Origin of the sequence: Pseudomonas sp. LS.1a (genome assembly GCF_022533585.1) — a bacterium.
Lineage (GTDB): Bacteria > Pseudomonadota > Gammaproteobacteria > Pseudomonadales > Pseudomonadaceae > Aquipseudomonas.
In genome coordinates this window covers 4,981,685-5,006,727 of the sequence record NZ_CP092827.1, presented here as the reverse complement: position 1 = coordinate 5,006,727, position 25,043 = coordinate 4,981,685, and the positions used below count along the sequence as shown (strand labels likewise).

The 25,043-nt window shown below is 62.8% G+C and carries 20 protein-coding genes; 13 read left to right on the top strand and 7 right to left on the bottom strand.

Translation table 11 applies throughout. The features are described 5' to 3' along the window. Nucleotides 1–180: 180 nt before the first annotated feature. The 3 genes from MKK04_RS23075 to MKK04_RS23065 form a co-directional block, all read right to left on the bottom strand. Nucleotides 181–2,991, bottom strand: coding sequence for an FAD-binding and (Fe-S)-binding domain-containing protein (locus MKK04_RS23075; protein WP_207834314.1), 2,811 nt, complete (start codon nucleotides 2,989–2,991; stop codon nucleotides 181–183). A gap of 75 nt (nucleotides 2,992–3,066) precedes the next feature. Beyond that, a complete protein-coding gene (gene lldD / locus MKK04_RS23070; RefSeq protein WP_013974303.1) occupies nucleotides 3,067–4,212 on the bottom strand; it encodes an FMN-dependent L-lactate dehydrogenase LldD in 1,146 nt (381 codons plus the stop codon). A gap of 63 nt (nucleotides 4,213–4,275) precedes the next feature. Then, nucleotides 4,276–5,946 (bottom strand): lactate permease LctP family transporter, encoded by a 1,671-nt coding sequence (locus tag MKK04_RS23065; protein WP_063911803.1) that lies wholly within the window; start codon nucleotides 5,944–5,946, stop codon nucleotides 4,276–4,278. A 256-nt stretch (nucleotides 5,947–6,202) separates the two neighbouring features. On the opposite strand from MKK04_RS23065, the gene MKK04_RS23060 reads away from it, so the two are divergent. Next, the gene (locus MKK04_RS23060; protein WP_063911802.1) at nucleotides 6,203–6,970 is read left to right on the top strand and encodes an FCD domain-containing protein; all 768 of its coding nucleotides are present in this window, start codon (nucleotides 6,203–6,205) and stop codon (nucleotides 6,968–6,970) included. Between the two features lie 135 nt (nucleotides 6,971–7,105). Here MKK04_RS23060 and smpB read toward each other — a convergent pair whose 3' ends face one another. Beyond that, entirely contained in the window at nucleotides 7,106–7,588 is a 483-nt protein-coding gene (gene smpB, locus MKK04_RS23055; RefSeq protein WP_013974300.1) for an SsrA-binding protein SmpB, read from the bottom strand. Between the two features lie 162 nt (nucleotides 7,589–7,750). Between smpB and MKK04_RS23050 the strand changes: the two genes are divergently transcribed. Beyond that, nucleotides 7,751–8,185, top strand: coding sequence for a type II toxin-antitoxin system RatA family toxin (locus tag MKK04_RS23050; protein WP_046613141.1), 435 nt, complete (start codon nucleotides 7,751–7,753; stop codon nucleotides 8,183–8,185). A 60-nt stretch (nucleotides 8,186–8,245) separates the two neighbouring features. On the opposite strand, the gene MKK04_RS23045 is transcribed toward MKK04_RS23050, so the two are convergent. After that, entirely contained in the window at nucleotides 8,246–8,779 is a 534-nt protein-coding gene (locus tag MKK04_RS23045; protein WP_085599585.1) for an outer membrane protein assembly factor BamE, read from the bottom strand. A 97-nt stretch (nucleotides 8,780–8,876) separates the two neighbouring features. Between MKK04_RS23045 and fur the strand changes: the two genes are divergently transcribed. Beyond that, a complete protein-coding gene (gene fur / locus MKK04_RS23040; protein WP_015271870.1) occupies nucleotides 8,877–9,281 on the top strand; it encodes a ferric iron uptake transcriptional regulator in 405 nt (134 codons plus the stop codon). 191 nt (nucleotides 9,282–9,472) lie between these two features. On the opposite strand, the gene recN is transcribed toward fur, so the two are convergent. After that, nucleotides 9,473–11,146, bottom strand: a complete 1,674-nt coding sequence (gene recN / locus MKK04_RS23035; protein WP_207834321.1) for a DNA repair protein RecN — start codon at nucleotides 11,144–11,146, stop codon at nucleotides 9,473–9,475. Nucleotides 11,147–11,337: 191 nt separating this feature from the next. On the opposite strand from recN, the gene grpE reads away from it, so the two are divergent. The 8 genes from grpE to MKK04_RS22995 all read left to right on the top strand — a co-directional run bounded on the left by grpE (nucleotide 11,338) and on the right by MKK04_RS22995 (nucleotide 21,752). Then, on the top strand, nucleotides 11,338–11,895 hold the full coding sequence (gene grpE / locus MKK04_RS23030; RefSeq protein WP_207834322.1) for a nucleotide exchange factor GrpE: 558 nt from the start codon (nucleotides 11,338–11,340) through the stop codon (nucleotides 11,893–11,895). A 101-nt stretch (nucleotides 11,896–11,996) separates the two neighbouring features. Beyond that, a complete protein-coding gene (gene dnaK / locus MKK04_RS23025) occupies nucleotides 11,997–13,922 on the top strand; it encodes a molecular chaperone DnaK (RefSeq protein ID WP_207834334.1) in 1,926 nt (641 codons plus the stop codon). A gap of 197 nt (nucleotides 13,923–14,119) precedes the next feature. Continuing rightward, nucleotides 14,120–15,244 carry a molecular chaperone DnaJ gene (gene dnaJ / locus MKK04_RS23020; RefSeq protein WP_063911797.1) on the top strand — a complete coding sequence of 375 codons (1,125 nt, stop codon included), beginning with the start codon at nucleotides 14,120–14,122 and terminating at the stop codon, nucleotides 15,242–15,244. Nucleotides 15,245–15,257: 13 nt separating this feature from the next. Then, nucleotides 15,258–16,064, top strand: coding sequence for a 4-hydroxy-tetrahydrodipicolinate reductase (gene dapB, locus MKK04_RS23015; protein ID WP_063911796.1), 807 nt, complete (start codon nucleotides 15,258–15,260; stop codon nucleotides 16,062–16,064). 327 nt (nucleotides 16,065–16,391) lie between these two features. Next, entirely contained in the window at nucleotides 16,392–17,528 is a 1,137-nt protein-coding gene (gene carA / locus MKK04_RS23010) for a glutamine-hydrolyzing carbamoyl-phosphate synthase small subunit (protein WP_063911795.1), read from the top strand. Between the two features lie 105 nt (nucleotides 17,529–17,633). Beyond that, complete coding sequence (gene carB / locus MKK04_RS23005) at nucleotides 17,634–20,855, top strand: carbamoyl-phosphate synthase large subunit (protein ID WP_207834346.1); 3,222 nt, start codon at nucleotides 17,634–17,636, stop codon at nucleotides 20,853–20,855. Continuing rightward, nucleotides 20,852–21,334, top strand: a complete 483-nt coding sequence (gene greA, locus MKK04_RS23000; RefSeq protein ID WP_013974292.1) for a transcription elongation factor GreA — start codon at nucleotides 20,852–20,854, stop codon at nucleotides 21,332–21,334. The genes carB and greA overlap by 4 nt, the downstream gene beginning before the upstream one ends. Next, on the top strand, nucleotides 21,312–21,752 hold the full coding sequence (locus tag MKK04_RS22995) for an MFS transporter (protein ID WP_207834348.1): 441 nt from the start codon (nucleotides 21,312–21,314) through the stop codon (nucleotides 21,750–21,752). The genes greA and MKK04_RS22995 overlap by 23 nt, the downstream gene beginning before the upstream one ends. Nucleotides 21,753–21,896: 144 nt before the next feature. Here the strand turns inward: MKK04_RS22995 and yhbY are convergent, their stop codons facing one another. After that, complete coding sequence (yhbY, locus tag MKK04_RS22990) at nucleotides 21,897–22,205, bottom strand: ribosome assembly RNA-binding protein YhbY (protein WP_003249945.1); 309 nt, start codon at nucleotides 22,203–22,205, stop codon at nucleotides 21,897–21,899. Between the two features lie 102 nt (nucleotides 22,206–22,307). Between yhbY and rlmE the strand changes: the two genes are divergently transcribed. After that, a complete protein-coding gene (gene rlmE / locus MKK04_RS22985) occupies nucleotides 22,308–22,934 on the top strand; it encodes a 23S rRNA (uridine(2552)-2'-O)-methyltransferase RlmE (RefSeq protein ID WP_025340705.1) in 627 nt (208 codons plus the stop codon). 203 nt (nucleotides 22,935–23,137) lie between these two features. Continuing rightward, nucleotides 23,138–25,042 carry an ATP-dependent zinc metalloprotease FtsH gene (gene ftsH / locus MKK04_RS22980; protein WP_015271861.1) on the top strand — a complete coding sequence of 635 codons (1,905 nt, stop codon included), beginning with the start codon at nucleotides 23,138–23,140 and terminating at the stop codon, nucleotides 25,040–25,042. The last annotated feature ends 1 nt before the right edge of the window (nucleotide 25,043 follow it).

Here is a 25,043-nt window from a genome sequence, read left to right as displayed (position 1 = left end):
AGATGATGGTGGGGATGGCACCGGCTATGCCGGTGTTCGCGGGTGAACCCGCTCCCACATGGAATTGGGTTGGCTCGGGCATGTGCAGTACCGGTGGGAGCGGGCGTGCCCGCGAAACAGGCAGCGCGGTGCATGGCACCGGCTGCGCCGGTGTTCGCGGGCATGCCCGCTCCCACAGGGTCAGATACTGCGGGGGCGGGTGACGCGGTCTACCAGGTAGACCAGGCCGTGGTAGTCGATGCCGCTGTGGCTGGACAGGCCGATCTCGCAGGTGCGGCTGGTGGAGATGCCTTCGCTGCAATATTGCACCGCATCCTTCAGGCTGCGCAGCGAGTGGGCGTTGAGCTCAGGGGTGGTGAAGCCTTTGTCACCGGCAAAGCCGCAGCAGTGTATGCCCTCCGGGATTACCACCTGCTTGCTGCAACGCCGCGCCAGGTCGATCAGTGCCTGGCTTTCGCCCAGGTGCTGGGTGCTGCAGGTCACGTGCACGGCCACTGGTTCGTCCTGGGGGGTGAATTCCAGGCGCTCGAGCAGGTGGGTGCGGATGAAGCGCACCGGGTCGTACAGGTCCAGCCGGGTATCGCTCAGGTCCTGCACCAGGCGCAGGGTGCAGGGGCTGGTGTCGCAGTAGATCGGGTCGAGGCCGCCGCGGCTGGCGTGCAGCAGGGCGGCGATCAGTTCCTGGCGTTTGTGTTCGGCCTGCTCGGGGTAGCCCTTCGAGGCGAACGGCTGGCCGCAGCACAGGCTGTCGGCGTTGTCGGGGAACACCACCTGGTAACCAGCCTTTTCCAGCAGGGCGCGGGTCTTGTCCAGTAGCGAGCTCTGCTCGCGGTCGGCATAGGCCGGGCCCATCACCCGCGAGACGCAGGCAGCCAGGTACACCACGCGGGGGCGGGCGTCGTTGCTGGCCGGGCCGAAGTCCAGCGGGCGCAGGGGTTGTGGCATGGCCGGGGTCCACTGCGGCAGGCGGCCTTTGCTGGCTTTGTTCAGCGCGGCGCTCAGGCGGCCCAGGCGTGGGGCGCCGAGCAGCTTGCGCGCGGTGTTGGCGGCGGTCAGGGTCAGGCGCGCGCCGCCCAGGGCGGTGTGGAAGTGTTCGGCCAGCCAGTCGGCGGCTTTTTCGTGTGCGGCGGCCTGGCTGCGCAGTTTCTTCACCAGTTCGCCGGTGTTGATGCCGACCGGGCAGCGCTGGGCGCACAGGCCGGTGGCGGCGCAGGTGTCGATACCCTGGTACTGGTAGGTCTGCATCAGCTCGCGGGTGTCGATGCCGGCGCGCTGTTTGGCCTGGATGTCACGCCACATGACGATGCGCTGGCGCGGGCTGAGGGTCAGGCCCTTGGACGGGCACACCGGTTCGCAGAAGCCGCACTCGATGCACTTGTCGACGATCTCGTCGGCAGCGGGCAGCGGCTTGAGGTTTTTCAGGTGGATGTCCGGGTCTTCGCTCAACACCACGTCGGGGTTGAGAATGCCGTTTGGGTCGAGCAGGCGCTTCAGCTTCCACATCAGCTGGTAGGCATCCTGCCCCCACTCCAGCTCCACGAATGGCGCCATGTTGCGCCCGGTGCCGTGCTCGGCCTTGAGCGAGCCGCCAAACTCCACCGCCACCAGTTGCGCCACGTCGTCCATGAAGGCCTGGTAGCGGGCGACTTCCTCGGCGCTGTTGAAACCCTGGGTAAAGACGAAATGCAGGTTGCCTTCCAGGGCATGGCCGAAAATGATCGCTTCGTCGTAGCGGTGCTTGTCGAACAGCTGGATCAGGCGGTTGACGCCTTCGGCCAGTTGCTCGATGGGGAAAGTCACGTCTTCGATGATGACGGTGGTGCCGGTCTGGCGCACGGCGCCGACGGCGGGGAAGGTGTCCTTGCGGATTTTCCACAGCTGGTTGTAAACAGTCGGGTCTTCGCTGAAGTCCACCTGCTGTTCCAGTGGGAAGTCGGCAATCGAGGCCATCACCTGTTGCAGTTGTTCATGCAGCAGGCTCTGGCTGGCGGCGCGGGACTCGATCAGCAGGGCGCAGGCGTTGTCCGACAGGCCTTTTACCCACAGCGGCATGCCAGGCATGTCCTGCACCGAGCGCAGGCTACGGCGGTCGAGCAGTTCCACGGCCGAAACCGGCTGGCGCTTGAGCACGGTCACCGCACGGCAGCAGCTTTCCACGCTGGGGAACACCAACAGCGCGCTGGCCTTGTGCGGGTGGTCGGGCACGGTGTCGTAGGTGACGGCACTGATGAAGCCCAGGGTACCTTCGGAACCGACCAGCAGGTGCTGCAGGATATCCAGCGGCTGGTCGTAGTCCACCAGCGCGTTCAGCGACAGGCCGGTGGTGTTCTTCAGCCGGTACTTGTGCCGGATACGCTCGGCAAGTGCGGTGTTGGCGCGGGTCTCGCGGCCCAGGCGGGCCAGTGCTTCCAGCAGGTCGGCGTGGCTGGCCTCGAACGCGGCGACGCTGGCCGGGTCTTCGCTGTCCAGGCGCGTGCCGTCGGCCAGCACCAGGCGCAGGCCGGCCAGGGTATGGTAGGTGTTCTGCGCGGTGCCGCAGCACATGCCGCTGGCGTTGTTGGCGACGATGCCGCCAATCTTGCAGGCGTTGATCGAGGCCGGATCGGGGCCGATCTTGCGCCCGAAAGGCGCCAGCCAGGCGTTGGCCTGGGCGCCGATGACCCCGGGTTGCAGGCGGATCTGCTCGCCTTGGCCGCGGATTTCGCGGCCGTTCCAGTTATCGCCGAGCACGATCAGCACCGAGTCGCTGATGGCCTGGCCGGACAGGCTGGTGCCGGCGGCGCGGAAGGTGACCGGCACGCGCTCGCGCTGGGCCAGTTTGATCAGGCCGACCACTTCGTCCTCGGACTCGACGCGCACCACCAGCTTGGGAATCAGGCGGTAGAAGCTGGCGTCGGTGCCGAAGGCCAGGGTGGAGGTGGGGTCGTCGAAACGGCGTTCGGCGGGGATCAGGCGCTCGGCATCACGCAGGAACGCGGCGGGCAGGCTCATGCAGTCTCCTCGCGGGGCCGTGGCGTCTGTGCGCCACATGCCCCGGGTCAATCAGGCGGTCGTTCTTGCGGGCGGTCAGGCGCCCAGTTCGCGTACCAGCGAGTCGCGGGTGATTTCGCTGATCGACTTGGCGCCGGTCAGTACCATGGCCACGCGCATTTCCTTCTCGAACAGCTCCAGCAGGTTTTTCACCCCGGCCTGGCCGTGCACGGCAAGGGCGTAGAGGAAGGCGCGGCCGATCAGTACGGTATCGGCACCCAGGGCGATCATGCGTACCACGTCGAGGCCGCTGCGGATGCCGGAGTCGGCGAGGATCTTCAGGTCACCTTTGACCGCATCGGCAATCGCCGGCAGGGCGCGGGCGCTGGACAGCACGCCATCGAGCTGGCGGCCGCCGTGGTTGGACACGACGATGCCGTCGGCACCGAACCTGACTGCATCGCGGGCGTCATCGGCATCGAGAATGCCCTTGATGATCATCGGGCCATCCCAGAACTCGCGGATCCACTCCAGGTCTTTCCAGGAGATCGACGGGTCGAAGTTGTTGGCCAGCCAGCCGATGTAGTCGGCAAGGCCCGTGGGGTTGCCACGGTAGGTGGAAATGTTGCCCAGGTCGTGTGGGCGGCCCATCACGCCGACATCCCATGCCCACTCGGGGTGGGTCATGGCTTGCAGCACGCGGCGCAGCGGGCCGTTCTTGCCGCTCATGCCAGAGTGGGCGTCGCGGTAGCGGGCGCCTGGGGTTGGCATGTCGACGGTGAACACCAGGGTCTTGACCCCGGCGGCCTTGGCCCGCTCCAGGGCGTTGCGCATGAAACCGCGGTCCTTGAGCACGTACAGCTGGAACCACATCGGCCGGTCGATGGCCGGGGCCACTTCTTCGATCGGGCACACCGACACAGTGGACATGGTGAACGGGATGCCGTGGGCCGCCGCTGCGCGCGCCGCCTGCACTTCGCCACGGCGGGCGTACATGCCGGTGAGGCCGACCGGGGCCAGGGCCACCGGCATGCTCAGGGTTTCGTCGAACAGCTTGGTCTGCAGGCTGAGCTCGGACATGTTCTTCAGCACGCGCTGACGCAGGGCAATGCTGGCCAGGTCCGAGACGTTGTGGCGCAGGGTGTGCTCGGCGTAGGCGCCGCCGTCGGCATAGTGGAACAGGAAGGGAGGCAGCTTGCGTTGGGCCGCGGCGCGATAGTCGGTAGAGGCAGAAATGATCATGGATTCTCGCAGCGTTGCGTGTGGGGATTGCCGGGCGCGCGATGGCGCCCGGCCCCTTTCACTTTAGTGATGAACCAGCATGCCGGTCAGCCAGTAGGCCTGGATCAGGGTGATCAGGCCGACGATGGTGGCGAAGAACAGGCTGTGCTTGACGGTGAAGCGGAACAGGTCGGATTCCTTGCCGACCAGGCCGGTGGCGGCGCAGGCCACGGCGATCGATTGCGGCGAGATCATCTTGCCGGTCACGCCGCCGCTGGTGTTGGCCGCTACCAGCAGGGTGTCGTTGACCCCGATCTGGTGTGCGGTGGTGGCCTGCAGCGAGCTGAACAGGGCGTTGGACGAGGTGTCGGAACCGGTCAGGAACACGCCAAGCCAGCCGAGGAACGGCGAGAAGAACGGGAACGCGGCACCGGTACCGGCCAGCACCAGGGCCATGGTCGAGGACATGCCCGAGTAGTTGGTGACGAAGGCGAAGGCCAGCACCATGCCGATCGACAGGATGGGCCAGCGCAGTTCCCAGAAGGTTTCCTTGAAAGTGGTCAGACCAGTTTTGAAGTTAATCTTCAGCACCGCCATGGAGATCAGCGCCGAGAGGAAGATCGCGGTGCCGGTGGCAGAGATCGGGTCGAGCTTGAACACCGCTGGCATGGCGGTTGGCGCGGCGACGATCGGTGCGCTCTTGATCACCAGCTGGTCAAGGTGCGGGATGGCGAAGTTGAACACGAAGTTGTACATCGCGCCGCCCGGGGCGAAGGCCGCCTTGAATGGCTTCAGGGTCCAGATGGTCACCAGCACGGTGAGGATCAGGAACGGCGACCAGGCCTTGAAGATCTCGCCAAAGCTGTAGGGGCTTGGCTGGCTGCCGCTTGGCTGCACCACGGCGGCGCCGACGCTGCCTTTGGCTTCGGCGAACGAACGCTTGGGCTGCCAGACTTTCAGGAACAGGGTCAGGGCGATCAGGCTGGCCAGGGCCGAGGTGATGTCCGGCAGCTCCGGGCCGATGAAGTTCGAGGTGAAGTACTGGGTGACGGCGAAGCTCAGGCCGGCGACCAGGGCGGCAGGCCAGGTTTCCTTCACGCCACGCAGGCCGTCCATCATGAACACCAGCCAGAACGGCACGAACAGCGACAGCAGCGGCAGCTGGCGACCGGTCATGGCGCCAATGTGGAAGGCGTCGATACCGGTGACCTGGCCGGCCACGATGATCGGGATGCCCAGGGCGCCGAAGGCCACTGGCGCGGTATTGGCGATCAGGCACAGGCCGGCGGCGTACAGCGGGTTGAAGCCCAGGCCCACCAGCAGCGCGGCAGTGATTGCCACCGGTGCACCAAAGCCCGCCGCACCTTCCAGGAAGGCGCCGAAGCAGAAGCCGATCAGCAGCACTTGCAGGCGCTGGTCGTCGGTAATCGACAGCACCGAGCTGCGGATCACTTCGAACTGGCCGCTCTTGACCGTGAGTTTGTACAGGAACACCGCGGCAACGATGATCCAGGCAATCGGCCAGAGGCCGTAGAGGAAGCCATAACCCGCGGCGGCGAATGCCATGTCGACAGGCATCTGGAAGGCAAAGATTGCCACCAGGATCGACAACGCGAGGGTGATGCTGCCGGCCACGTGGCCTTTGAGGCGGAACACGGCGAGGGCAAGGAAGAAGAAGACGATGGGAATGACCGCCGCCAGTGCGGACAGGCCAAGACTACCAAGCGGGCTATAGAGTTGTTGCCAGGTTTGCATATGGGGTGGCCCCTAATTGTTGTTGGTCAGGCACTGGCATTGGATAATTGGTAAGACCAATTTACAATGGCTGGTCGCTAGGTTAAAAGCGTCTCCGTGGGTGTGTCAATTTGTCCTGTGCAAAACTTTGGTCGCGTGCCGATGAGCGGGCCCCTGATGGGCTGGGAAAATCGTTGCCTGATGGGTGTTTGCGCGGCCTGGATCGGCGAGAATAGACGCCCCCTGAAATCTGCCGGGGGTTTGTGGAGAGCATGTGATGGTTTTTGATCAGGTCCGCCAACGGCGCCTGTCCGACGACATCGTCGATCGGTTGGAAGGGATGATTCTGGAAGGCACGCTGACCTCGGGGCAGCGGCTGCCGGCCGAGCGCGTCCTCGCCGAGCAGTTCGGCGTGTCCCGCCCGTCACTGCGTGAGGCGATCCAGAAACTGGTGGCCAAGGGGCTGCTGGTCAGCCGCCAGGGTGGGGGCAATTTTGTCGCCGAGTCCCTGGGGTCCACCTTCAGCGACCCGTTGTTGCAGTTGCTCGAGCACAGTGCCGAGGCGCAGCGTGACCTGCTCGAATTCCGCCATACCCTTGAGGCGTCCTGCGCCTACTACGCGGCTCGGCGCGCCACCGAGCCGGACCGGGCGCGGCTCAAGGCGGCCTTCGATGCGCTGCAGGACTGCTATGCCAGGGCTGACGAAGTGACCCGGGCGGAGGAGGGCGCCGCCGATGCGTGTTTCCACCTGGCGATTGCCGAGGCCAGCCATAACGCCGTGCTGCTGCACACCATTCGGGGCTTGTTCGACCTGCTCAAGCGCAACGTGGTGACCAACATTGGTGGTATGTACCAGCAACGGACCGAGACCCGGGACATGCTGATCAGTCAGCACCGGGAACTGTACCTGGCGATTGTCGAGGGCAGGGCGGAGGATGCGCGGGAGGTGTCCAGCCGGCACATTCTGTATGTGCAGGAGGTGCTGGAGGAGGCGCACGAAGAAGCGCAGCGAGTGGCGCGGGCGGAGCGGCGTAGCGGGCGTTGAGATTTGTATTGGCAATGCTGGCCTCTTCGCGGGTAAACCCGCTCCCACAGGGATGGCACCGAATCTGAACTCAGTGTTAACCCTGTGGGAGCGGGTTTACCCGCGAAGAGGCCGGAGCAGGCTGAAGAAGAGGTATTACTCTTCCTTGCCCTTGTTCCGCACCGCCCGCTGCAGCTCGCGGTTGGAATCGCGCTCGCGCATGGTGTCGCGCTTGTCGAATTCCTTCTTGCCCTTGCCCAGTGCGATTTCGCACTTGATCAGGTGCTTGCTCCAGTACAGCGCCAGGGCCACGCAGGTGTAGCCCTTTTGCGCCACGGCCGCTTCCAGGCGCTCGAGCTCGCGCTTGTTCAGCAGCAGCTTGCGGGTGCGGATGGGGTCGGCGATGACGTGGGTGCTGGCCGTGGTCAGCGGGGTGATGTGGCTGCCGAACAGCCAGGCTTCACCGTCCTTCAGCAGCACGTAGCTGTCAGTCAGGTGCGCCTTGCCGGCTCGCAGGCTTTTTACTTCCCAGCCGGACAGGACCAGCCCGGCCTCGAACTTGTGTTCGATGAAGTAATCGTGTCGCGCCTTCTTGTTCTGCGCGATGGTCCCGGTCGGATGTTTCTTTTGCTTAGCCATAGGGGCGGCATTATAGGCAGTCGCCGCGTTGTCGGCTACGGGATTTCGGTGTGCTTGAGCCACTGCAATGAATACCGGACAATACAGCCCCTGTCTTGGGGACAGTACCTGTTTTCGGCACGCTGTGAAGCGCCGCCACCCAGCCTTGGAAGTGACGCCTGGATGACTACCCATATTCAACGCTCCGCCCTGCTGCCATACCCTGCCCAGGCGCTCTACGATCTGGTCAACGATGTGGCCAGCTACCCGCAGTTCCTGCCTTGGTGCTCGGCCTCGACGGTGATCGAAGCCAGTGACACGCACATGCGCGCCAAGCTCGAAGTGGCCAAGGGCGGCATGAGCCAGCACTTTGTCACGCGCAACGTATTGGTGCCGGGGCAGTCCATTGAGATGAACCTGGAGGAGGGGCCGTTTACCCAGTTGCATGGCCTGTGGGTGTTCAAACCGCTGGGTGACAAGGCCTGCAAGATCAGCCTGGACCTGTCGTTCGACTATGCCGGTCCGCTGGTGCGCGCAACCCTTGGGCCACTGTTCAACCAGGCGGCCAATACGCTGGTGGATGCGTTCTGCCAGCGTGCCAAGCAGCTGAATGCCTGACTGAAAAAGCGGCAACAAAAAGCCCGGACCAGGTCCGGGCTTTTTGTATCTGCTCGCCGCTTACTGAGGCGAGGTTTCCAGCGGAGCCGGCGTCGGGACCGGGGTGGTCTCGATGGTGTCGATCTCGCGCTGGATGGATTCTTCGACCGAGCCTGGCTTGGCCGGTTTTTCTTCAGGCTGCACGGTTGGCTGCTCTGCCTGGTTGGCCGGGCTGACCGTGGTGTCGCTGCTGCCACCGAGGATTTCCTGGTCGCGGCTGACGCCTGGCATGAAGTCACCAGACAGGCTGACCAGTTGGTCGCTTTCGTTGAAGAACACGCTCATGCGTTCTTGCTGGCGTTTGCCGCCGCCTGGCTGCAGGCTGTACAGGTAATCCCAACGGTTGGTGTTGAAGGTGTCCTGGATCAGCGGGTTGCCCATGATAAACCTTACTTGCCGGCGGGTCATTCCGGGGCGCAATTGGTCTATCATGTCTTGCGTAACGACATTGCCCTGCTGGATGTCGATTTTGTAAACCCCGGGAAACGAGCAACCGGCGAGTGCGAGCAGTCCCACTAGGGTGAGGCTGGTTAGCAAGAGCTTGGTGTTTTGCATCGGTGGGCGACTTCCACTATCTTGGCTGGACAACGTAAACCCCGATCATACCCGTATTAAGAGAAGCTGCGAAGCAGCATCGGCGAGAAAGCTGACCATGGTTGAAAATAGCGAATTGCGCAAAGCCGGCCTCAAGGTGACCCTGCCTCGAGTCAAGATCCTTCAGATGCTCGACTCCACCGAGCAGCGTCACATGAGCGCCGAGGATGTCTACAAGGCGCTGATGGAAGCTGGCGAGGACGTGGGCCTGGCCACCGTCTATCGCGTACTGACCCAGTTCGAAGCAGCGGGTCTGGTGGTTCGCCACAACTTCGACGGCGGTCATGCGGTGTTTGAACTGGCCGATGGCGGTCACCACGACCATATGGTCAACGTGGAGACCAGTGAAGTCATCGAGTTCATGGATGCCGAAATCGAGAAACGCCAGCGCGAAATCGTGGCCGAGCATGGCTACGAGCTGGTGGACCACAATCTGGTCCTGTACGTGCGTAAAAAGAAGTAACGATTCTTATCGTTATGGATAGCAAAGGCGACCTTCGGGTCGCCTTTGTGCTTTCTGGGGCTGAGAGGTGTGTCGTTTGTGCAGGCCTCTTCGCGGGTAAACCCGCTCCCACAGGTGCTGCACAGGTTTCGGGGCCGGTGAATATCCTGTGGGAGCGGGTTTACCCGCGAAGAGGCCTGAAAATGGAGGGCTCAGGCCTTGCCGCTTACAACCATCTTGCGCGCATGCGCCAGGGATTCCTTGGTCAGGTCGATGCCACCCAGCATCCGCGCCACCTCTTCGACCCGTTCGCGTTTGCCCAGACTGGCCACGGCGGTGTGAGTGGTGTCGCTGTTGCGCACCTTGTGCACGAACAGATGGTGATGCCCCTGTGCCGCGACCTGCGGCAGGTGAGTTACGGTCAGCACCTGGCCGCGTTCGCCCAGGCGGCGCAGCAGTTGGCCGACGATTTCGGCAGTAGGCCCGCCGATACCGACGTCGACCTCGTCGAACACCAGGGTGGGGATGCGCGAGGTCTGAGCGGTAATCACCTGGATCGCTAGGCTGATGCGCGACAGTTCGCCGCCTGACGCCACCTTGGCCAGGCCCTTGAGTGGTTGGCCGGGGTTGGCGCTGACCAGTAGCTCGATCTGCTCCAGGCCATGAGGCGACAGGTCGGCACCCTCGTTGGGCGTGAGCGCGATACAGAAGCGCCCGCCGGGCATGCCCAGGCGCTGGATCTCCTGCTCGACGGCCACCGCCAGCTGCTGGGCAGCCTGCTGGCGCAGTGCGCTCAGCTCGCGAGCCTTCTCTTTATAGTGCTGGGCAAAGGCCGACAGTTCTTCACCCAGGCGCTCGATTGACTCGTCACTGGCGTTCAGGCCTTCCAGCTCTTCCATCAGTTGCTGCTGCAGATGGGGCAGTTCGGTGGGGTGCACGCGGTGTTTGCGCGCCAGCGTGTAGATAGTGTCGAGGCGTTCTTCCAGTGCCTGCAGGCGCATGGGGTCGGCGTCGAAGTTGTCGAGGAAGCGATTGAGTTCGCCCACGGCTTCCTCGACCTGGATCTGCGCACTGGCGATCAGGTTGGCCGCTTCGCCCAGTGCCTTTGGTGAGTTGGTGGCGGCACCCAGGCGGTTGAGGCTGGCAGTGAGGGCACTGAGCACATTGCCCGAATCGCTTTCGCTGCACTGGTCGATGACCTGGCGGCAAATGCTGAACAGGGCTTCGGCGCTGGTCAGGTTCTTGTGTTCCTGCTCCAGTTGCTCCAGCTCGTGTTCGCCCAGGCCGAGGTTGTCCAGTTCTTCCAGTTGGTAGCTCAGCAACTGATGGCGGGCGCGCTGCTCATCGCCGGAGTTGGACAGGCGCTCCAGCTCCAGGCGGGTCTGGTTCCAGCGCTTGGCCGCCAGCTGCACCTGGCGGGCCAGGTCGACGGCACCGGCGTACTCGTCGAGCAGGCGGCGGTGAGTATCAGTCTTGAGCAGTGACTGGTGCTCGTGCTGGCTGTGGATGTCGATCAGCAGTTCGCCCAGCGCCTTGAGGTCGCCGAGCGGGCAGGGCGTGCCATTGATGTAGCCGCGGCTGCGGCCTTCGGCAGTAATCACCCGGCGCAGGATGCACAGGCCGTCGTTGTCCAGGTCGCGCTCGGCCAGCCAGGCATGCGCCTCGGGGATATCCACCAGGTCGAAGGTGGCGAGGATGTCTGCCTTGTCCGTGCCGGGGCGCACCACGCCGCTGTCGGCCCGGTCACCCAGGGCCAGGCCGAGGGCGTCGAGCATGATCGATTTACCGGCGCCGGTCTCGCCGGTGATGACGGACATGCCGCGGGCGATCTCGAGGTCGAGATGCTCGACGATGGCGTAGTTGTGAATGGACAGGTGCACCAGCATGGGGCGGCTCCCGAAAGTCAGGTCTGGTTATTTATACAGTACTTTTTTCAGGCCTGCCAATGCCCCTCGGCAGATTCTGTTGCGGCCGGGAAATCCACCTTGCCCCTTGAAGCTGGTTTTTCCGGCCCCATATAGCCGACATCCAAGGCGAGCCTGGCTCGCAGTCCACAAAATTGCGCAGGAGAGACCCCATGGCTGACGAACAGCTGAACGAGAAAGACCTTAACGTCGAAGAGACCGGTGCAGGTAACGCTGCCGACGCCCGTGTCCTGGAACTCGAGGAGCAGCTGGCCGCCGCCAAGGACCAGGCGCTGCGCGCCGTTGCCGACGTGCAGAACGCGCGCCGTCGCGCCGAACAGGATGTCGAGAAAGCCCACAAGTTCGCCCTCGAGAAGTTCTCGGGCGACCTGCTGCCGGTGATCGACAGCCTGGAACTGGCCCTGGCGCACTCCAGTGCCGACGATGAACACGTCAAGCAGATCCGCGAAGGCGTCGAGCTGACCCTGAAGATGTTCCAGGACACCCTCAAGCGCTACAACCTCGAAGCAGTCGACCCGCACGGCCAGCCGTTCAACCCGGAGCACCACCAGGCCATGGCCATGCAGGAAAACGCCGAAGTAGAGCCTAACAGCGTGCTGAACGTGTTCCAGAAGGGCTACCTGCTCAACGGCCGTCTGCTGCGCCCCGCCATGGTGGTGGTCAGCAAGGCGCCGAGCGCGCCACAACCCTCGATCAATGAGAAGGCTTGAAATCTTTCGGGGCATCCCCATCTAGGTGTCAAGCCTTCAAGTATTACCGCAGTTGGCCAAAGTAGTCGCTGCTACCAAATTCAAGTTTCGGGAGAGTTAACATGGGTAAAATCATCGGTATCGACCTGGGGACCACCAACTCGTGCGTCTCTGTGCTGGAAAACGGTAACGTCAAAGTCATCGAAAACGCCGAGGGTGCGCGTACCACCCCGTCGATCGTGGCCTACGCCAACGATGGCGAAATCCTGGTTGGCCAGTCGGCCAAGCGTCAGGCGGTCACCAACCCGCACAACACTCTGTTCGCAGTGAAGCGCCTGATCGGCCGCCGCTTCGAAGAAGACGTGGTGCAGAAAGACATCAAGCTGGTGCCTTACAAGATCGTCAAGGCCAGCAACGGCGACGCCTGGGTGCAGGCCAGCGGCAAGGACATGGCGCCACCGCAGATCAGCGCTGAAGTCCTGAAGAAAATGAAGAAGACCGCCGAAGACTACCTCGGCGAGCCAGTTACCGAAGCGGTCATCACCGTTCCGGCCTACTTCAACGACAGCCAGCGTCAGGCCACCAAAGATGCCGGTCGCATCGCTGGCCTGGACGTAAAACGTATCATCAACGAGCCGACTGCCGCTGCACTGGCTTACGGCATGGACAAGGCCAAGGGCGACCACACTGTCATCGTTTATGACCTGGGTGGCGGTACCTTCGACGTTTCGGTCATCGAAATCGCCGAAGTCGACGGTGAGCACCAGTTCGAAGTACTGGCAACCAACGGCGACACCTTCCTGGGTGGCGAAGACTTCGACATGCGCCTGATCGACTACCTCGTCGACGAGTTCAAGAAAGAGTCCGGCATGGACCTGAAGAACGATCCGCTGGCACTGCAGCGTCTGAAAGAAGCCGCTGAAAAGGCCAAGATCGAGCTGTCCTCTGCCCAGTCGACCGACGTCAACCTGCCGTACATCACTGCAGACGCTACCGGTCCGAAGCACCTGAACGTGAAGATCTCCCGCGCCAAGCTGGAGTCGCTGGTCGAAGACCTGGTCAACCGTACCATCGAGCCTTGCCGCATCGCCCTGAAAGACGCTGGCATCGATGCCAGCAAGATCGACGACGTGATCCTGGTCGGCGGTCAGACCCGTATGCCGCTGGTGCAGAAAGCCGTTGCCGACTTCTTCGGTAAAGAAGCGCGCAAGGACGTCAACCCGGACGAAGCCGTGGCCATGGGTGCTGCCATCCAGGGTGCCGTGCTGGCTGGTGACGTGAAGGACGTACTGCTGCTGGACGTCAGCCCGCTGACCCTGGGTATCGAAACCATGGGTGGCGTGATGACTTCGCTGATCGAGAAGAACACCACCATCCCGACCAAGAAGTCGCAGGTATTCTCGACTGCCGACGACAACCAGGGCGCCGTGACCATTCACGTGCTGCAGGGTGAGCGTAAGCAGGCTGCACAGAACAAGTCGCTGGGCAAGTTCGACCTGGCTGACATTCCGCCGGCTCCGCGTGGTGTGCCGCAGATCGAAGTAACCTTCGACATCGACGCCAACGGCATCCTGCACGTCAGCGCCAAAGACAAGGCCACCGGCAAGTCGCAGTCGATCGTGATCAAGGCCAACTCCGGCCTGTCGGACGAAGAAATCGAGCGCATGGTGCGTGACGCCGAGGCCAACGCCGAGGAAGACCGCAAGTTCGAAGAGCTGGCCGCTGCCCGTAACCAGGGTGACGCGCTGGTTCACTCGACCCGCAAGATGGTCGCTGACGCTGGTGACAAGGTTACCGCTGAAGAGAAAACCGCCATCGAGGCTGCCGTTGTCGCCCTGGAAGCCGCTGTCAAGGGCGACGACAAGGCTGCCATCGACGCCAAGGTCGAAGAGCTGTCCAAGGTGTCGGCGCCGGTTGCCCAGAAGATGTACGCCGAGCAGTCGGCTGAACAGCCTCAGGGCGGCGCACAGCAGGCCGAACCGGAAGCCAAGCACGATGACGTGGTTGACGCTGAGTTCGAAGAAGTAAAAGACAACAACAAGCAGTAATCCCTGCATGTTGTCGGCCGGTTCACCGTCGTTTGGCGGTGAGCTGGTAGGATGTCGCCGCGCGGGGGCTTGCTCCCGCGTTGGCGTATCTGGAATTCGAGAATTTTTACAGCATCTGTCAGTGGCCCGGGTGGGCAAGCGGCGGGTGCTGATGGCGCGGCGTAGATGCCAGACGCCCAACAAGGTGCAAATGACCTATGTCCAAGCGTGATTATTATGAGGTACTGGGTGTCGAGCGCGGCGCCAGCGAATCAGACCTCAAGAAGGCTTACCGTCGCCTGGCGATGAAGTACCACCCGGACCGCAACCCGGGCGACAAAGAGTCGGAAGACAAGTTCAAGGAGGCCAACGAGGCCTACGAAGTGCTGTCTGACGCCAGCAAGCGTGCGGCGTTCGACCAGTACGGTCATGCGGGTGTAGACCCGAGCATGGGTGGCGGTGGTGCCGGTTTCGGCGGTGCCAACTTCTCCGACATCTTCGGCGATGTGTTCAGCGACTTCTTCGGTGGTGGCCGTGGTGGTTCGCGTGGCGGCGCCCAGCGTGGCAGCGACCTGCGCTATACCCTGGAGCTGAATCTGGAAGAAGCGGTGCGTGGCACCACGGTCAGCATCCGCGTGCCCACGCTGGTCAACTGCCAGCCATGCGACGGCTCCGGTGCCAAGAAAGGCTCGACCCCGTCCACCTGCCCGACGTGTGGTGGTATCGGCCAGGTGCGCATGCAGCAGGGCTTCTTCTCGGTGCAGCAAACCTGCCCGCGCTGCCACGGCCAGGGCAAGATCATTACCGACCCCTGCACCTCGTGCCACGGCGAAGGTCGTGTCGAGGAATACAAGACGCTGTCGGTCAAGGTGCCGGCGGGTGTCGATACTGGCGACCGCATTCGCTTGTCGGGCGAGGGCGAGGCCGGTACCCACGGTGGCCCGACTGGCGACCTGTATGTGGTGATCAGCGTGCGTGAGCACGAGATCTTCCAGCGTGATGGCAAGCACCTGTACTGCGAAGTGCCGATCAGCTACACCGATGCCGCCCTGGGTGGCGAGCTGGAAGTGCCGACCCTCGATGGCCGGGTGAAGCTGAAGATCCCGGAAGGCACCCAGACTGGCAAGCAGTTCCGCCTGCGCGGCAAGGGTGTTGCCCCGGTGCGCGGTGGTGGTGCGGGTGACCTGCTGTGCCGTGTGGCGGTGGAAACCCCGGTCAACCTCAGCCGCCGCCAGCGCGAGCTGCTCGAAGAGCTGCGTGATTCGCTGGAAGGCGACAGCTCCCACTCGCCCAAGGCCAGTGGCTGGTTCGATGGCGTGAAGCGCTTCTTCGGCGATCTCTGACAAGGAAATGGCTATGCGACGTATTGCAGTGATGGGTGCGGCAGGGCGGATGGGCAAGACCCTCGTCGAAGCCGTGCAGCAACAGGCACCTCAGGCGGGCCTGACGGCGGCGATCGACCGCCCGGACAGCTCGCTGGTGGGGGCTGATGCCGGTGAGCTGGCGGCCCTGGGCCGTATCGGTGTGCCGATTTCCGACGACCTGGCCAAGGTGGTCGACGAGTTCGACGTGCTGATCGACTTCACCCACCCTTCGGTGACCCTGAAGAACCTGGCGTTCTGCCGCAAGGCCGGCAAGGCCATGGTTATCGGCACCACTGGCTTCACTCCGGAAGAGAAGCAGCAACTGGCCGAAGCCGGCAAGGAAATCCCGATCGTCTTCGCCGCCAACTTCAGTGTCGGCGTCAACCTGTGCCTGAAGCTGCTGGATACCGCAGCGCGCGTGCTGGGTGACGATGTGGATATCGAGATCCTCGAGGCGCACCACCGGCACAAAGTCGATGCGCCGTCGGGCACTGCGCTGCGCATGGGTGAAGTGGTTGCCCAGGCGCTGGGCCGTAATCTGCAGGAAGTGGCCGTGTACGGTCGTGAAGGGCAGACCGGTGCGCGTGAGCGTCAGACCATCGGCTTTGCCACCGTGCGTGCCGGTGATGTGGTGGGTGACCATACCGTGCTGTTCGCCGCCGAAGGCGAGCGCGTGGAGATCACCCACAAGGCCTCCAGCCGCATGACCTTTGCCAAGGGGGCCGTGCGAGCGGCGCTGTGGCTGGACGGGCGCGAGCCTGGCCTCTACGACATGCAGGATGTGCTCGAGCTGCGCTGAGCCGTTGGAGCGGTGCTGGCTTCTTCGCGGGTGAACCCGCTCCCACAGGAATTATGCAGGGCTCAGGCTTTGCGCGGTCCCTGTGGGAGCGGGTTTACCCGCGAAGCAGGCGCCGCGGATGTCAGCCTGTCGCATTGATATGTTTTAGAGACACATCTGCGGTAGACCGAAAACGCACTTTTCTGTAAGCTACAGCTTTAGTGTGTCCACTAAAAGCGCGCAGCGAATTGAATTCAGCACATGAAAGCGGGGTGACGTGTCCATACGTCACTCCGCTTTTTTGCAACCTGCGATCGCCCTTTCATGCTTGATTTACGGGAGGTCTTCTTGACAAAGCCAGCCATACTCGCCCTTGCCGACGGCAGTATTTTCCGCGGTGAAGCTATCGGTGCCGACGGTCAGACCGTTGGTGAGGTGGTATTCAACACCGCTATGACCGGCTACCAGGAAATCCTTACAGACCCTTCCTACGCGCAGCAAATCGTTACCCTGACCTATCCGCACATCGGCAACACCGGTACTACCCCGGAAGACGCCGAGTCGAACCGTGTCTGGTCCGCTGGCCTGGTCATCCGTGACCTGCCGCTGCTGGCCAGCAACTGGCGTAACACCCAGTCGCTGCCTGAGTACCTCAAGGCCAACAACGTTGTCGCCATCGCTGGCATCGACACCCGTCGCCTGACCCGAATCCTGCGTGAAAAGGGCGCTCAGAACGGTTGCATCCTCGCCGGTGACAACATCAGCGAAGAAGCCGCCATCGCCGCTGCCCGCGCCTTCCCGGGCCTGAAGGGCATGGACCTGGCCAAGGTCGTTTCCACCAAGGAACGCTACGAGTGGCGCTCCAGCGTGTGGGAGCTGAAGACCGACAGCCACCCGACCATCGAAGCCGCTGACCTGCCGTACCACGTGGTCGCCTTCGACTACGGCGTCAAGCTGAACATCCTGCGCATGCTGGTTGCCCGTGGCTGCCGTGTGACCGTGGTGCCGGCCCAGACCCCGGCCAGCGAAGTGCTGGCACTCAACCCGGACGGCGTGTTCCTGTCCAACGGCCCTGGTGACCCCGAGCCGTGCGACTACGCCATCCAGGCGATCAAGGAAATCCTCGACACCGAGATCCCGGTATTCGGCATCTGCCTCGGCCACCAGCTGCTGGCCCTGGCTTCTGGCGCCAAGACCGTGAAAATGGGCCACGGCCACCACGGTGCCAACCACCCGGTCCAGGACCTGGACACCGGTGTGGTCATGATCACCAGCCAGAACCACGGCTTTGCCGTTGACGAGGCCACCCTGCCGGGCAACGTTCGCGCCATCCACAAGTCGCTGTTCGACGGCACCCTGCAGGGTATCGAGCGTACCGACAAGAGCGCGTTCAGCTTCCAGGGCCACCCTGAAGCGAGCCCAGGCCCGACCGACGTCGCGCCACTGTTCGATCGTTTCATCGATGCCATGGCCAAGCGCCGCTGAGCATCCTGCTTCAAGGCCCCGGGCCGGCTTGCGCCGCGCCCGGAAGCGCCTGACCCAGATTGTTCAAAGCGGCTTGCCGACTGACCCCGGATTTGAGTGACAACCATGCCAAAACGTACAGACATCAAAAGCATCCTGATTCTCGGCGCTGGCCCGATCGTGATCGGCCAGGCCTGCGAATTCGACTACTCCGGCGCCCAGGCCTGCAAGGCCCTGCGCGAGGAAGGTTTCCGCGTCATCCTGGTGAACTCCAACCCGGCCACCATCATGACCGACCCGGCCATGGCCGACGCCACCTACATCGAGCCGATCAAGTGGCAGTCGGTGGCCAAGATCATCGAGAAAGAGCGCCCGGACGCACTGCTGCCGACCATGGGTGGCCAGACCGCACTGAACTGCGCCCTGGACCTGGAGCGCCACGGCGTTCTGGAAAAGTTCGGCGTGGAAATGATCGGCGCCAACGCCGACACCATCGACAAGGCCGAAGACCGCTCGCGCTTCGACAAGGCGATGAAGGACATCGGCCTGGAGTGCCCGCGCTCCGGTATCGCCCACAGCATGGAAGAAGCCAACGCCGTCCTCGAGCGCCTGGGCTTCCCGTGCATCATCCGTCCGTCGTTCACTATGGGCGGCACTGGTGGTGGTATCGCCTACAACCGTGAAGAATTCGAAGAAATCTGCGCCCGCGGCCTGGACCTGTCGCCGACCAAGGAACTGCTGATCGACGAATCGCTGATCGGTTGGAAGGAATACGAGATGGAGGTGGTCCGCGACAAGAAGGACAACTGCATCATCGTCTGCTCGATCGAGAACTTCGACCCGATGGGCGTGCACACCGGTGACTCGATCACCGTTGCCCCGGCACAGACCCTGACCGACAAGGAATACCAGATCATGCGCAACGCCTCGCTGGCGGTGCTGCGTGAAATCGGTGTTGAAACCGGCGGTTCCAACGTGCAGTTCGGTATCTGCCCGAACACTGGCCGCATGGTCGTGATCGAGATGAACCCGCGCGTTTCGCGTTCCTCGGCGCTGGCCTCCAAGGCCACCGGCTTCCCGATCGCCAAGATCGCTGCCAAGCTGGCTGTCGGCTACACCCTCGACGAGCTGCAGAACGACATCACCGGCGGCCGCACCCCGGCGTCCTTCGAGCCGTCGATCGACTACGTCGTCACCAAGTTGCCGCGTTTCGCCTTCGAGAAATTCCCGAAAGCCGACGCCCGCCTGACCACCCAGATGAAATCCGTGGGTGAAGTCATGGCCATCGGCCGTACCTTCCAGGAGTCCCTGCAGAAAGCCCTGCGCGGCCTGGAAGTCGGCGCCTGCGGCCTCGACCCGAAAGTCGACCTGGCCAGCCCGGAAGCCAACAGCATCCTCAAGCGCGAGCTGACCGTACCGGGCGCCGAGCGTATCTGGTACGTGGCTGACGCCATGCGCGCCGGCATGACCTGCGAGCAGATCTTCGACCTGACCGGCATCGACATGTGGTTCCTGGTGCAGATGGAAGACCTGATCAAGGAAGAAGAGAAGGTCAAGACCCTGGCCCTGTCGTCGATCGACAAGGACTACATGCTGCGCCTCAAGCGCAAGGGCTTCTCTGACCAGCGCCTGGCCAAGCTGCTGGGTATCACCGACAAGAACCTGCGCCGTCACCGCCACAAGCTGGAAGTGTTCCCGGTGTACAAGCGCGTCGACACCTGCGCTGCCGAGTTCGCCACCGATACCGCCTACCTGTACTCCACCTACGAGGAAGAGTGCGAGGCCAACCCGTCGACCCGCGACAAGATCATGATCCTGGGTGGCGGCCCTAACCGTATCGGCCAGGGTATCGAGTTCGACTACTGCTGCGTACACGCCGCACTGGCGCTGCGTGAAGACGGTTACGAGACCATCATGGTCAACTGCAACCCGGAAACCGTCTCCACCGACTACGACACCTCCGACCGCCTGTACTTCGAGCCGCTGACCCTGGAAGACGTGCTGGAAGTGTGCCGCGTCGAGAAGCCGAAAGGCGTGATCGTCCACTACGGCGGCCAGACCCCGCTGAAACTGGCCCGCGCCCTGGAAGAAGCCGGCGTACCGATCATCGGTACCAGCCCGGATGCCATCGACCGCGCCGAAGACCGTGAGCGCTTCCAGCAGATGGTTCAGCGCCTGAGCCTGCTGCAGCCGCCAAACGCTACCGTGCGCAGCGAAGAAGAAGCCATCAGCGCTGCTGGCGGCATCGGCTACCCGCTGGTCGTGCGCCCGTCCTACGTACTGGGCGGCCGTGCCATGGAAATCGTCTACGAACTGGACGAGCTCAAGCGCTACCTGCGTGAAGCCGTACAGGTGTCCAACGACAGCCCGGTACTGCTGGACCACTTCCTCAACTGCGCCATCGAGATGGACGTGGATGCGGTGTGCGACGGCACCGACGTGGTGATCGGCGCGATCATGCAGCACATCGAACAGGCCGGCGTTCACTCCGGTGACTCGGCGTGCTCGCTGCCACCTTACTCGCTGAGCAAGGAAGTGCAGGACGAAGTCCGCGTACAGGTCAAGAAAATGGCCCTGGAACTGGGCGTGGTCGGCCTGATGAACGTGCAGCTGGCCCTGCAGGGCGACAAGATCTACGTGATCGAAGTCAACCCGCGCGCCTCGCGTACCGTACCGTTCGTGTCCAAGTGCATCGGCACCTCCCTGGCGATGATCGCGGCTCGCGTCATGGCCGGCAAAACCCTGAAAGAGCTGGGCTTCACCCAGGAAATCATCCCGAACTTCTACAGCGTCAAGGAAGCCGTCTTCCCGTTCGCCAAGTTCCCGGGGGTTGACCCGATCCTCGGCCCTGAGATGAAATCGACTGGTGAAGTCATGGGTGTTGGTGACAGCTTCGGTGAAGCCTTCGCCAAGGCCCAGATGGGTGCCAGCGAAGTGCTGCCAACCGGCGGTACCGCGTTCATCAGCGTGCGTGACGACGACAAGCCGCAAGTGGCTGGCGTTGCCCGCGACCTGATCGCCCTGGGCTTCGAAGTGGTTGCAACTGCCGGCACCGCCAAGGTTATCGAAGCGGCTGGCCTGAAAGTGCGCCGTGTGAACAAGGTGACCGAAGGTCGCCCGCACGTGGTCGACATGATCAAGAACGACGAAGTGTCGCTGATCATCAACACCACCGAAGGCCGCCAGTCGATCGCCGATTCCTACTCGATTCGTCGCAATGCGCTGCAGCACAAGATTTACTGCACTACCACCATTGCGGCCGGTGAAGCCATCTGCGAGGCGTTGAAATTCGGTCCGGAAAAGACCGTTCGTCGCCTGCAGGATCTGCATGCAGGACTGAAAGCATGAGCATTACCAAGTACCCGATGACCGTCCAGGGCGCCCGCGCCCTGGAAGAGGAGCACCTGTTCCTGAGCAAGACCGAGCGCCCGCGCCTGAGCCAGGCCATCGGTGAAGCGCGCGAGCTGGGCGACCTCAAGGAAAACGCCGAATACCATGCTGCCCGTGAGGAGCAGGGCATGGTCGAGGCGCGTATCCGTGATATCGAAGGCCGCCTGCAGAACTCGGTGGTGATCGACGTGACCACTATCCCTCACACCGGCAAGGTGATTTTCGGTACCACCGTGGTACTGGCCAACACCGAAACCGATGAAGAGGTGAGCTACCAGATCGTCGGCGAGGATGAAGCCGACGTGAAACAGGGCAAGCTCTCGAGCGGAGCACCGATTGCCCGTGCCATCATCGGCAAGGAAGAAGGTGATACTGTCGTCGTCAAGACGCCTAGCGGCACGGTCGAGTACGAGATTGTCGAAGTCAAGCACATCTGACCGGCGCCTGCGGGCGCCATCCCTCGAGGGGATCCTCTGGCAGCTGGCTCAGGTTTTCTGGGTCGGTGGCCTGTGGGTGTTTCACGTGGGGCTGGTGCCCGCGCTCAAGGTCAGTGGCCTGGCACCGCTGCTGGTGCAGGACATCGCCGGGCAGATCGACCGCTGGTTGATCGGCGTGGCGTTGCTTGGTTTGTTGACCCAGCTGGCAGTGCTGGCGAGGGTGGACGGCCTGGCGGCCTGGTGGCGGCAGTTCCGTGGCCAGATGCTGTTGCTCGGCTTCGGTGCCTGCGTGGGGTATTACACCTTGCGCTACGGAATATCCGTTGGCGAACGCTGGCAGCTGCTCTGTTTCCTGGTGCTGGGCTTTTCCGGCATCGTGCTGGTGGCCCAGCCGGTGCCGGTCAAGATGCGCCGCTAAACGGCTCGAGATCGCTGGGGCCGCTTTGCGGCCCTTTCGCGACACAAGGCCGCTCCCACAGGGATTGCGTTGTGCCGCAGGTCGGTGCAATCCCTGTGGGAGCGGCCTTGTGTCGCGATGGGCTGCGCAGCAGCCCCTTTGCCGTTACTTGTAACGGTGGATGTTGGACAGCTGCTTGTTCGGCTGTGGGTTCTTGCGGTAGATCAGCGCTTTCTTGCCGATGGTCTGCACCAGCTCGGCACGGCCGGCCTTGCACAGTTCGGCAATGGTCTCGGCCCGCTCTTCGCGGTCTTCCGAGCGAATTTCGACCTTGATCAGCTCATGGTCGACCAGGGCGCGCTCCAGTTCGGCGATGACGCCTTCATTCAAACCGTTGCCAGCAACGATCAGGACCGGCTTCAGGTCATGACCAATGGACTTGTATTGCTTCTTCTGCTCGTTATTGAGCGGCATAATCTGACCCTTTCCGTCTGATTCTGTAAAATTGACCGGCATTTTACCCGAGGGCCACCGGCTCCGCCCAGTCAATCACGACGCATATCATCGAGGTGCCCCGTGGTACAACGTTCCAAAAGCAGCGCAAACTGGCTGCGAGAGCATTTCAACGATCCTTTTGTGAAACAGGCACAAAAGGATGGCTACCGCTCGCGTGCGAGCTACAAATTGCTGGAGATCCAGGAAAAGGACCGGCTGATCCGCCCAGGCATGAGCGTGATCGACCTCGGTGCGGCTCCTGGTGGCTGGTCGCAGGTGACCAGTCGTCTGATTGGTGGCCAGGGCCGCCTGATCGCGTCCGACATCCTGGAAATGGATTCGATCCCGGATGTGACCTTCATCCAGGGCGATTTCACCCATGATGAGGTGCTGCAGCGCATTCTCGAGGCGGTCGGCGATTCGCACGTAGACCTTGTGATTTCCGACATGGCCCCCAATATGAGTGGTACGCCCGCAGTGGACATGCCGCGTGCGATGTTCCTCTGCGAGCTGGCCCTCGATCTGGCAACCCGCGTGCTAAAGCCCGGCGGCGACTTCCTGATCAAGATTTTCCAGGGCGAAGGCTTTGACGTGTACCTCAAGGACGTGCGCAGCAAGTTCGACAAGGTACAGATGCGCAAACCGTCGTCGTCGCGTGACCGTTCCCGCGAGCAGTACCTGCTGGGCAGGGGTTTCAAAGGGGCGTGAAAGGCGTGAAGCGGGGTGGCCGATAGTTATTTCCAATCGGCCGCTGCGTCAGGATCGTCCGAACTTCGTGTAGTCTAGCTTTCACAAAGGGTTACAGACGGTGCCTGCGGCTGCGTAGGTAATGTAGTAAGTTAGGGCGATGAATATCATGCGAGGAACGGCTGCGTCGTGCGCCGACCTCAGAGGGTAGCGAATTGAACGACATGGCAAAGAATCTGATCCTGTGGTTGATCATCGCAGCTGTCCTGGTGACGGTGATGAACAACTTCTCCAGCCCTAACGAGCCGCAGACCCTCAACTATTCCGACTTCATCCAGCAGGTCAAGGATGGCAAGGTCGAGCGTGTGACCGTCGACGGCTACATCATTACCGGCAAGCGCGCCGACGGCGACAACTTCAAGACCGTGCGCCCGGCCATTACCGACAACGGCCTGATCGGCGACCTGGTCGACAACCACGTCATCATCGAAGGCAAGCAGCCTGAGCAGCAGAGCATCTGGACCCAGCTGCTGGTGGCCAGCTTCCCGATCCTGGTGATCATTGCCGTGTTCATGTTCTTCATGCGCCAGATGCAGGGCGGTGCGGGCGGCAAAGGCGGGCCGATGAGCTTCGGCAAGAGCAAGGCGCGTCTGCTGTCCGAAGACCAGGTCAAGACCACCCTGGCCGACGTTGCAGGCTGCGACGAAGCCAAGGAAGAGGTTGGCGAGCTGGTCGAGTTCCTGCGCGATCCGGGCAAGTTCCAGCGCCTGGGTGGCCGTATCCCGCGTGGCGTGCTGATGGTCGGCCCGCCCGGGACCGGTAAGACCCTGCTGGCCAAGGCCATCGCCGGCGAGGCGAAGGTGCCGTTCTTCACCATTTCCGGTTCGGACTTCGTGGAAATGTTCGTCGGTGTCGGTGCCAGCCGTGTGCGCGACATGTTCGAGCAGGCCAAGAAGCACGCCCCGTGCATCATCTTCATCGACGAGATCGACGCCGTTGGTCGCCACCGTGGCGCCGGCATGGGTGGCGGTCACGACGAGCGTGAGCAAACCCTCAACCAGCTGCTGGTGGAGATGGACGGCTTCGAGATGAACGATGGCATCATCGTCATCGCTGCTACCAACCGTCCGGACGTGCTCGACCCGGCGCTGCTGCGCCCCGGCCGCTTCGACCGCCAGGTGGTGGTTGGCCTGCCGGACATTCGTGGTCGCGAACAGATCCTCAAGGTACACATGCGCAAGGTACCGGTCGGCGAGAACGTCAATCCGGCGGTCATCGCCCGCGGTACCCCTGGCTTCTCCGGCGCAGACCTGGCCAACCTGGTCAACGAGGCCTCGCTGTTTGCCGCGCGCGCCAACAAGCGCCTGGTCGAAATGAAAGAGTTCGAGCTGGCCAAGGACAAGATCATGATGGGCGCCGAGCGCAAGACCATGGTCATGTCCGAGAAAGAAAAGCAGAACACCGCCTACCACGAGGCTGGCCACGCCATTGTCGGTCGCCTGGTGCCTGAGCACGATCCGGTCTACAAGGTTTCGATCATTCCGCGTGGTCGTGCCCTGGGCGTGACCATGTTCCTGCCCGAAGAGGACCGCTACAGCCTGTCCAAGCGCGCACTGATCAGCCAGATTTGCTCGCTGTACGGTGGCCGTATTGCCGAGGAAATGACCCTGGGCTTCGACGGTGTCACTACCGGTGCGTCCAACGACATCATGCGTGCCAGCCAGATCGCCCGCAACATGGTGACCAAGTGGGGCCTCTCCGAAAAACTCGGCCCGCTGATGTATGCCGAGGAAGAGGGCGAAGTGTTTCTGGGCCGCAGTGCTGCCAGCCAGCACGCCAGCGTTTCCGGTGAAACCGCCAAGCTGATCGACTCGGAAGTGCGCAGCATCATCGACCAGTGCTACGCCACGGCCAAGCAGCTGCTCACCGACAACCGTGACAAGCTCGATGCCATGGCCGAAGCGCTGATGAAGTACGAGACCATCGATGCCGAGCAGATTGACGATATCATGGCCGGCCGTACCCCGCGCGAACCGCGCGACTGGGATGATGACTCTGCTTCGGGCAAGCCTGCCGCCCAGGGTGATCGCCCAGAATCGCCGATCGGCGGTCCAGCGGCTCAACACTAAG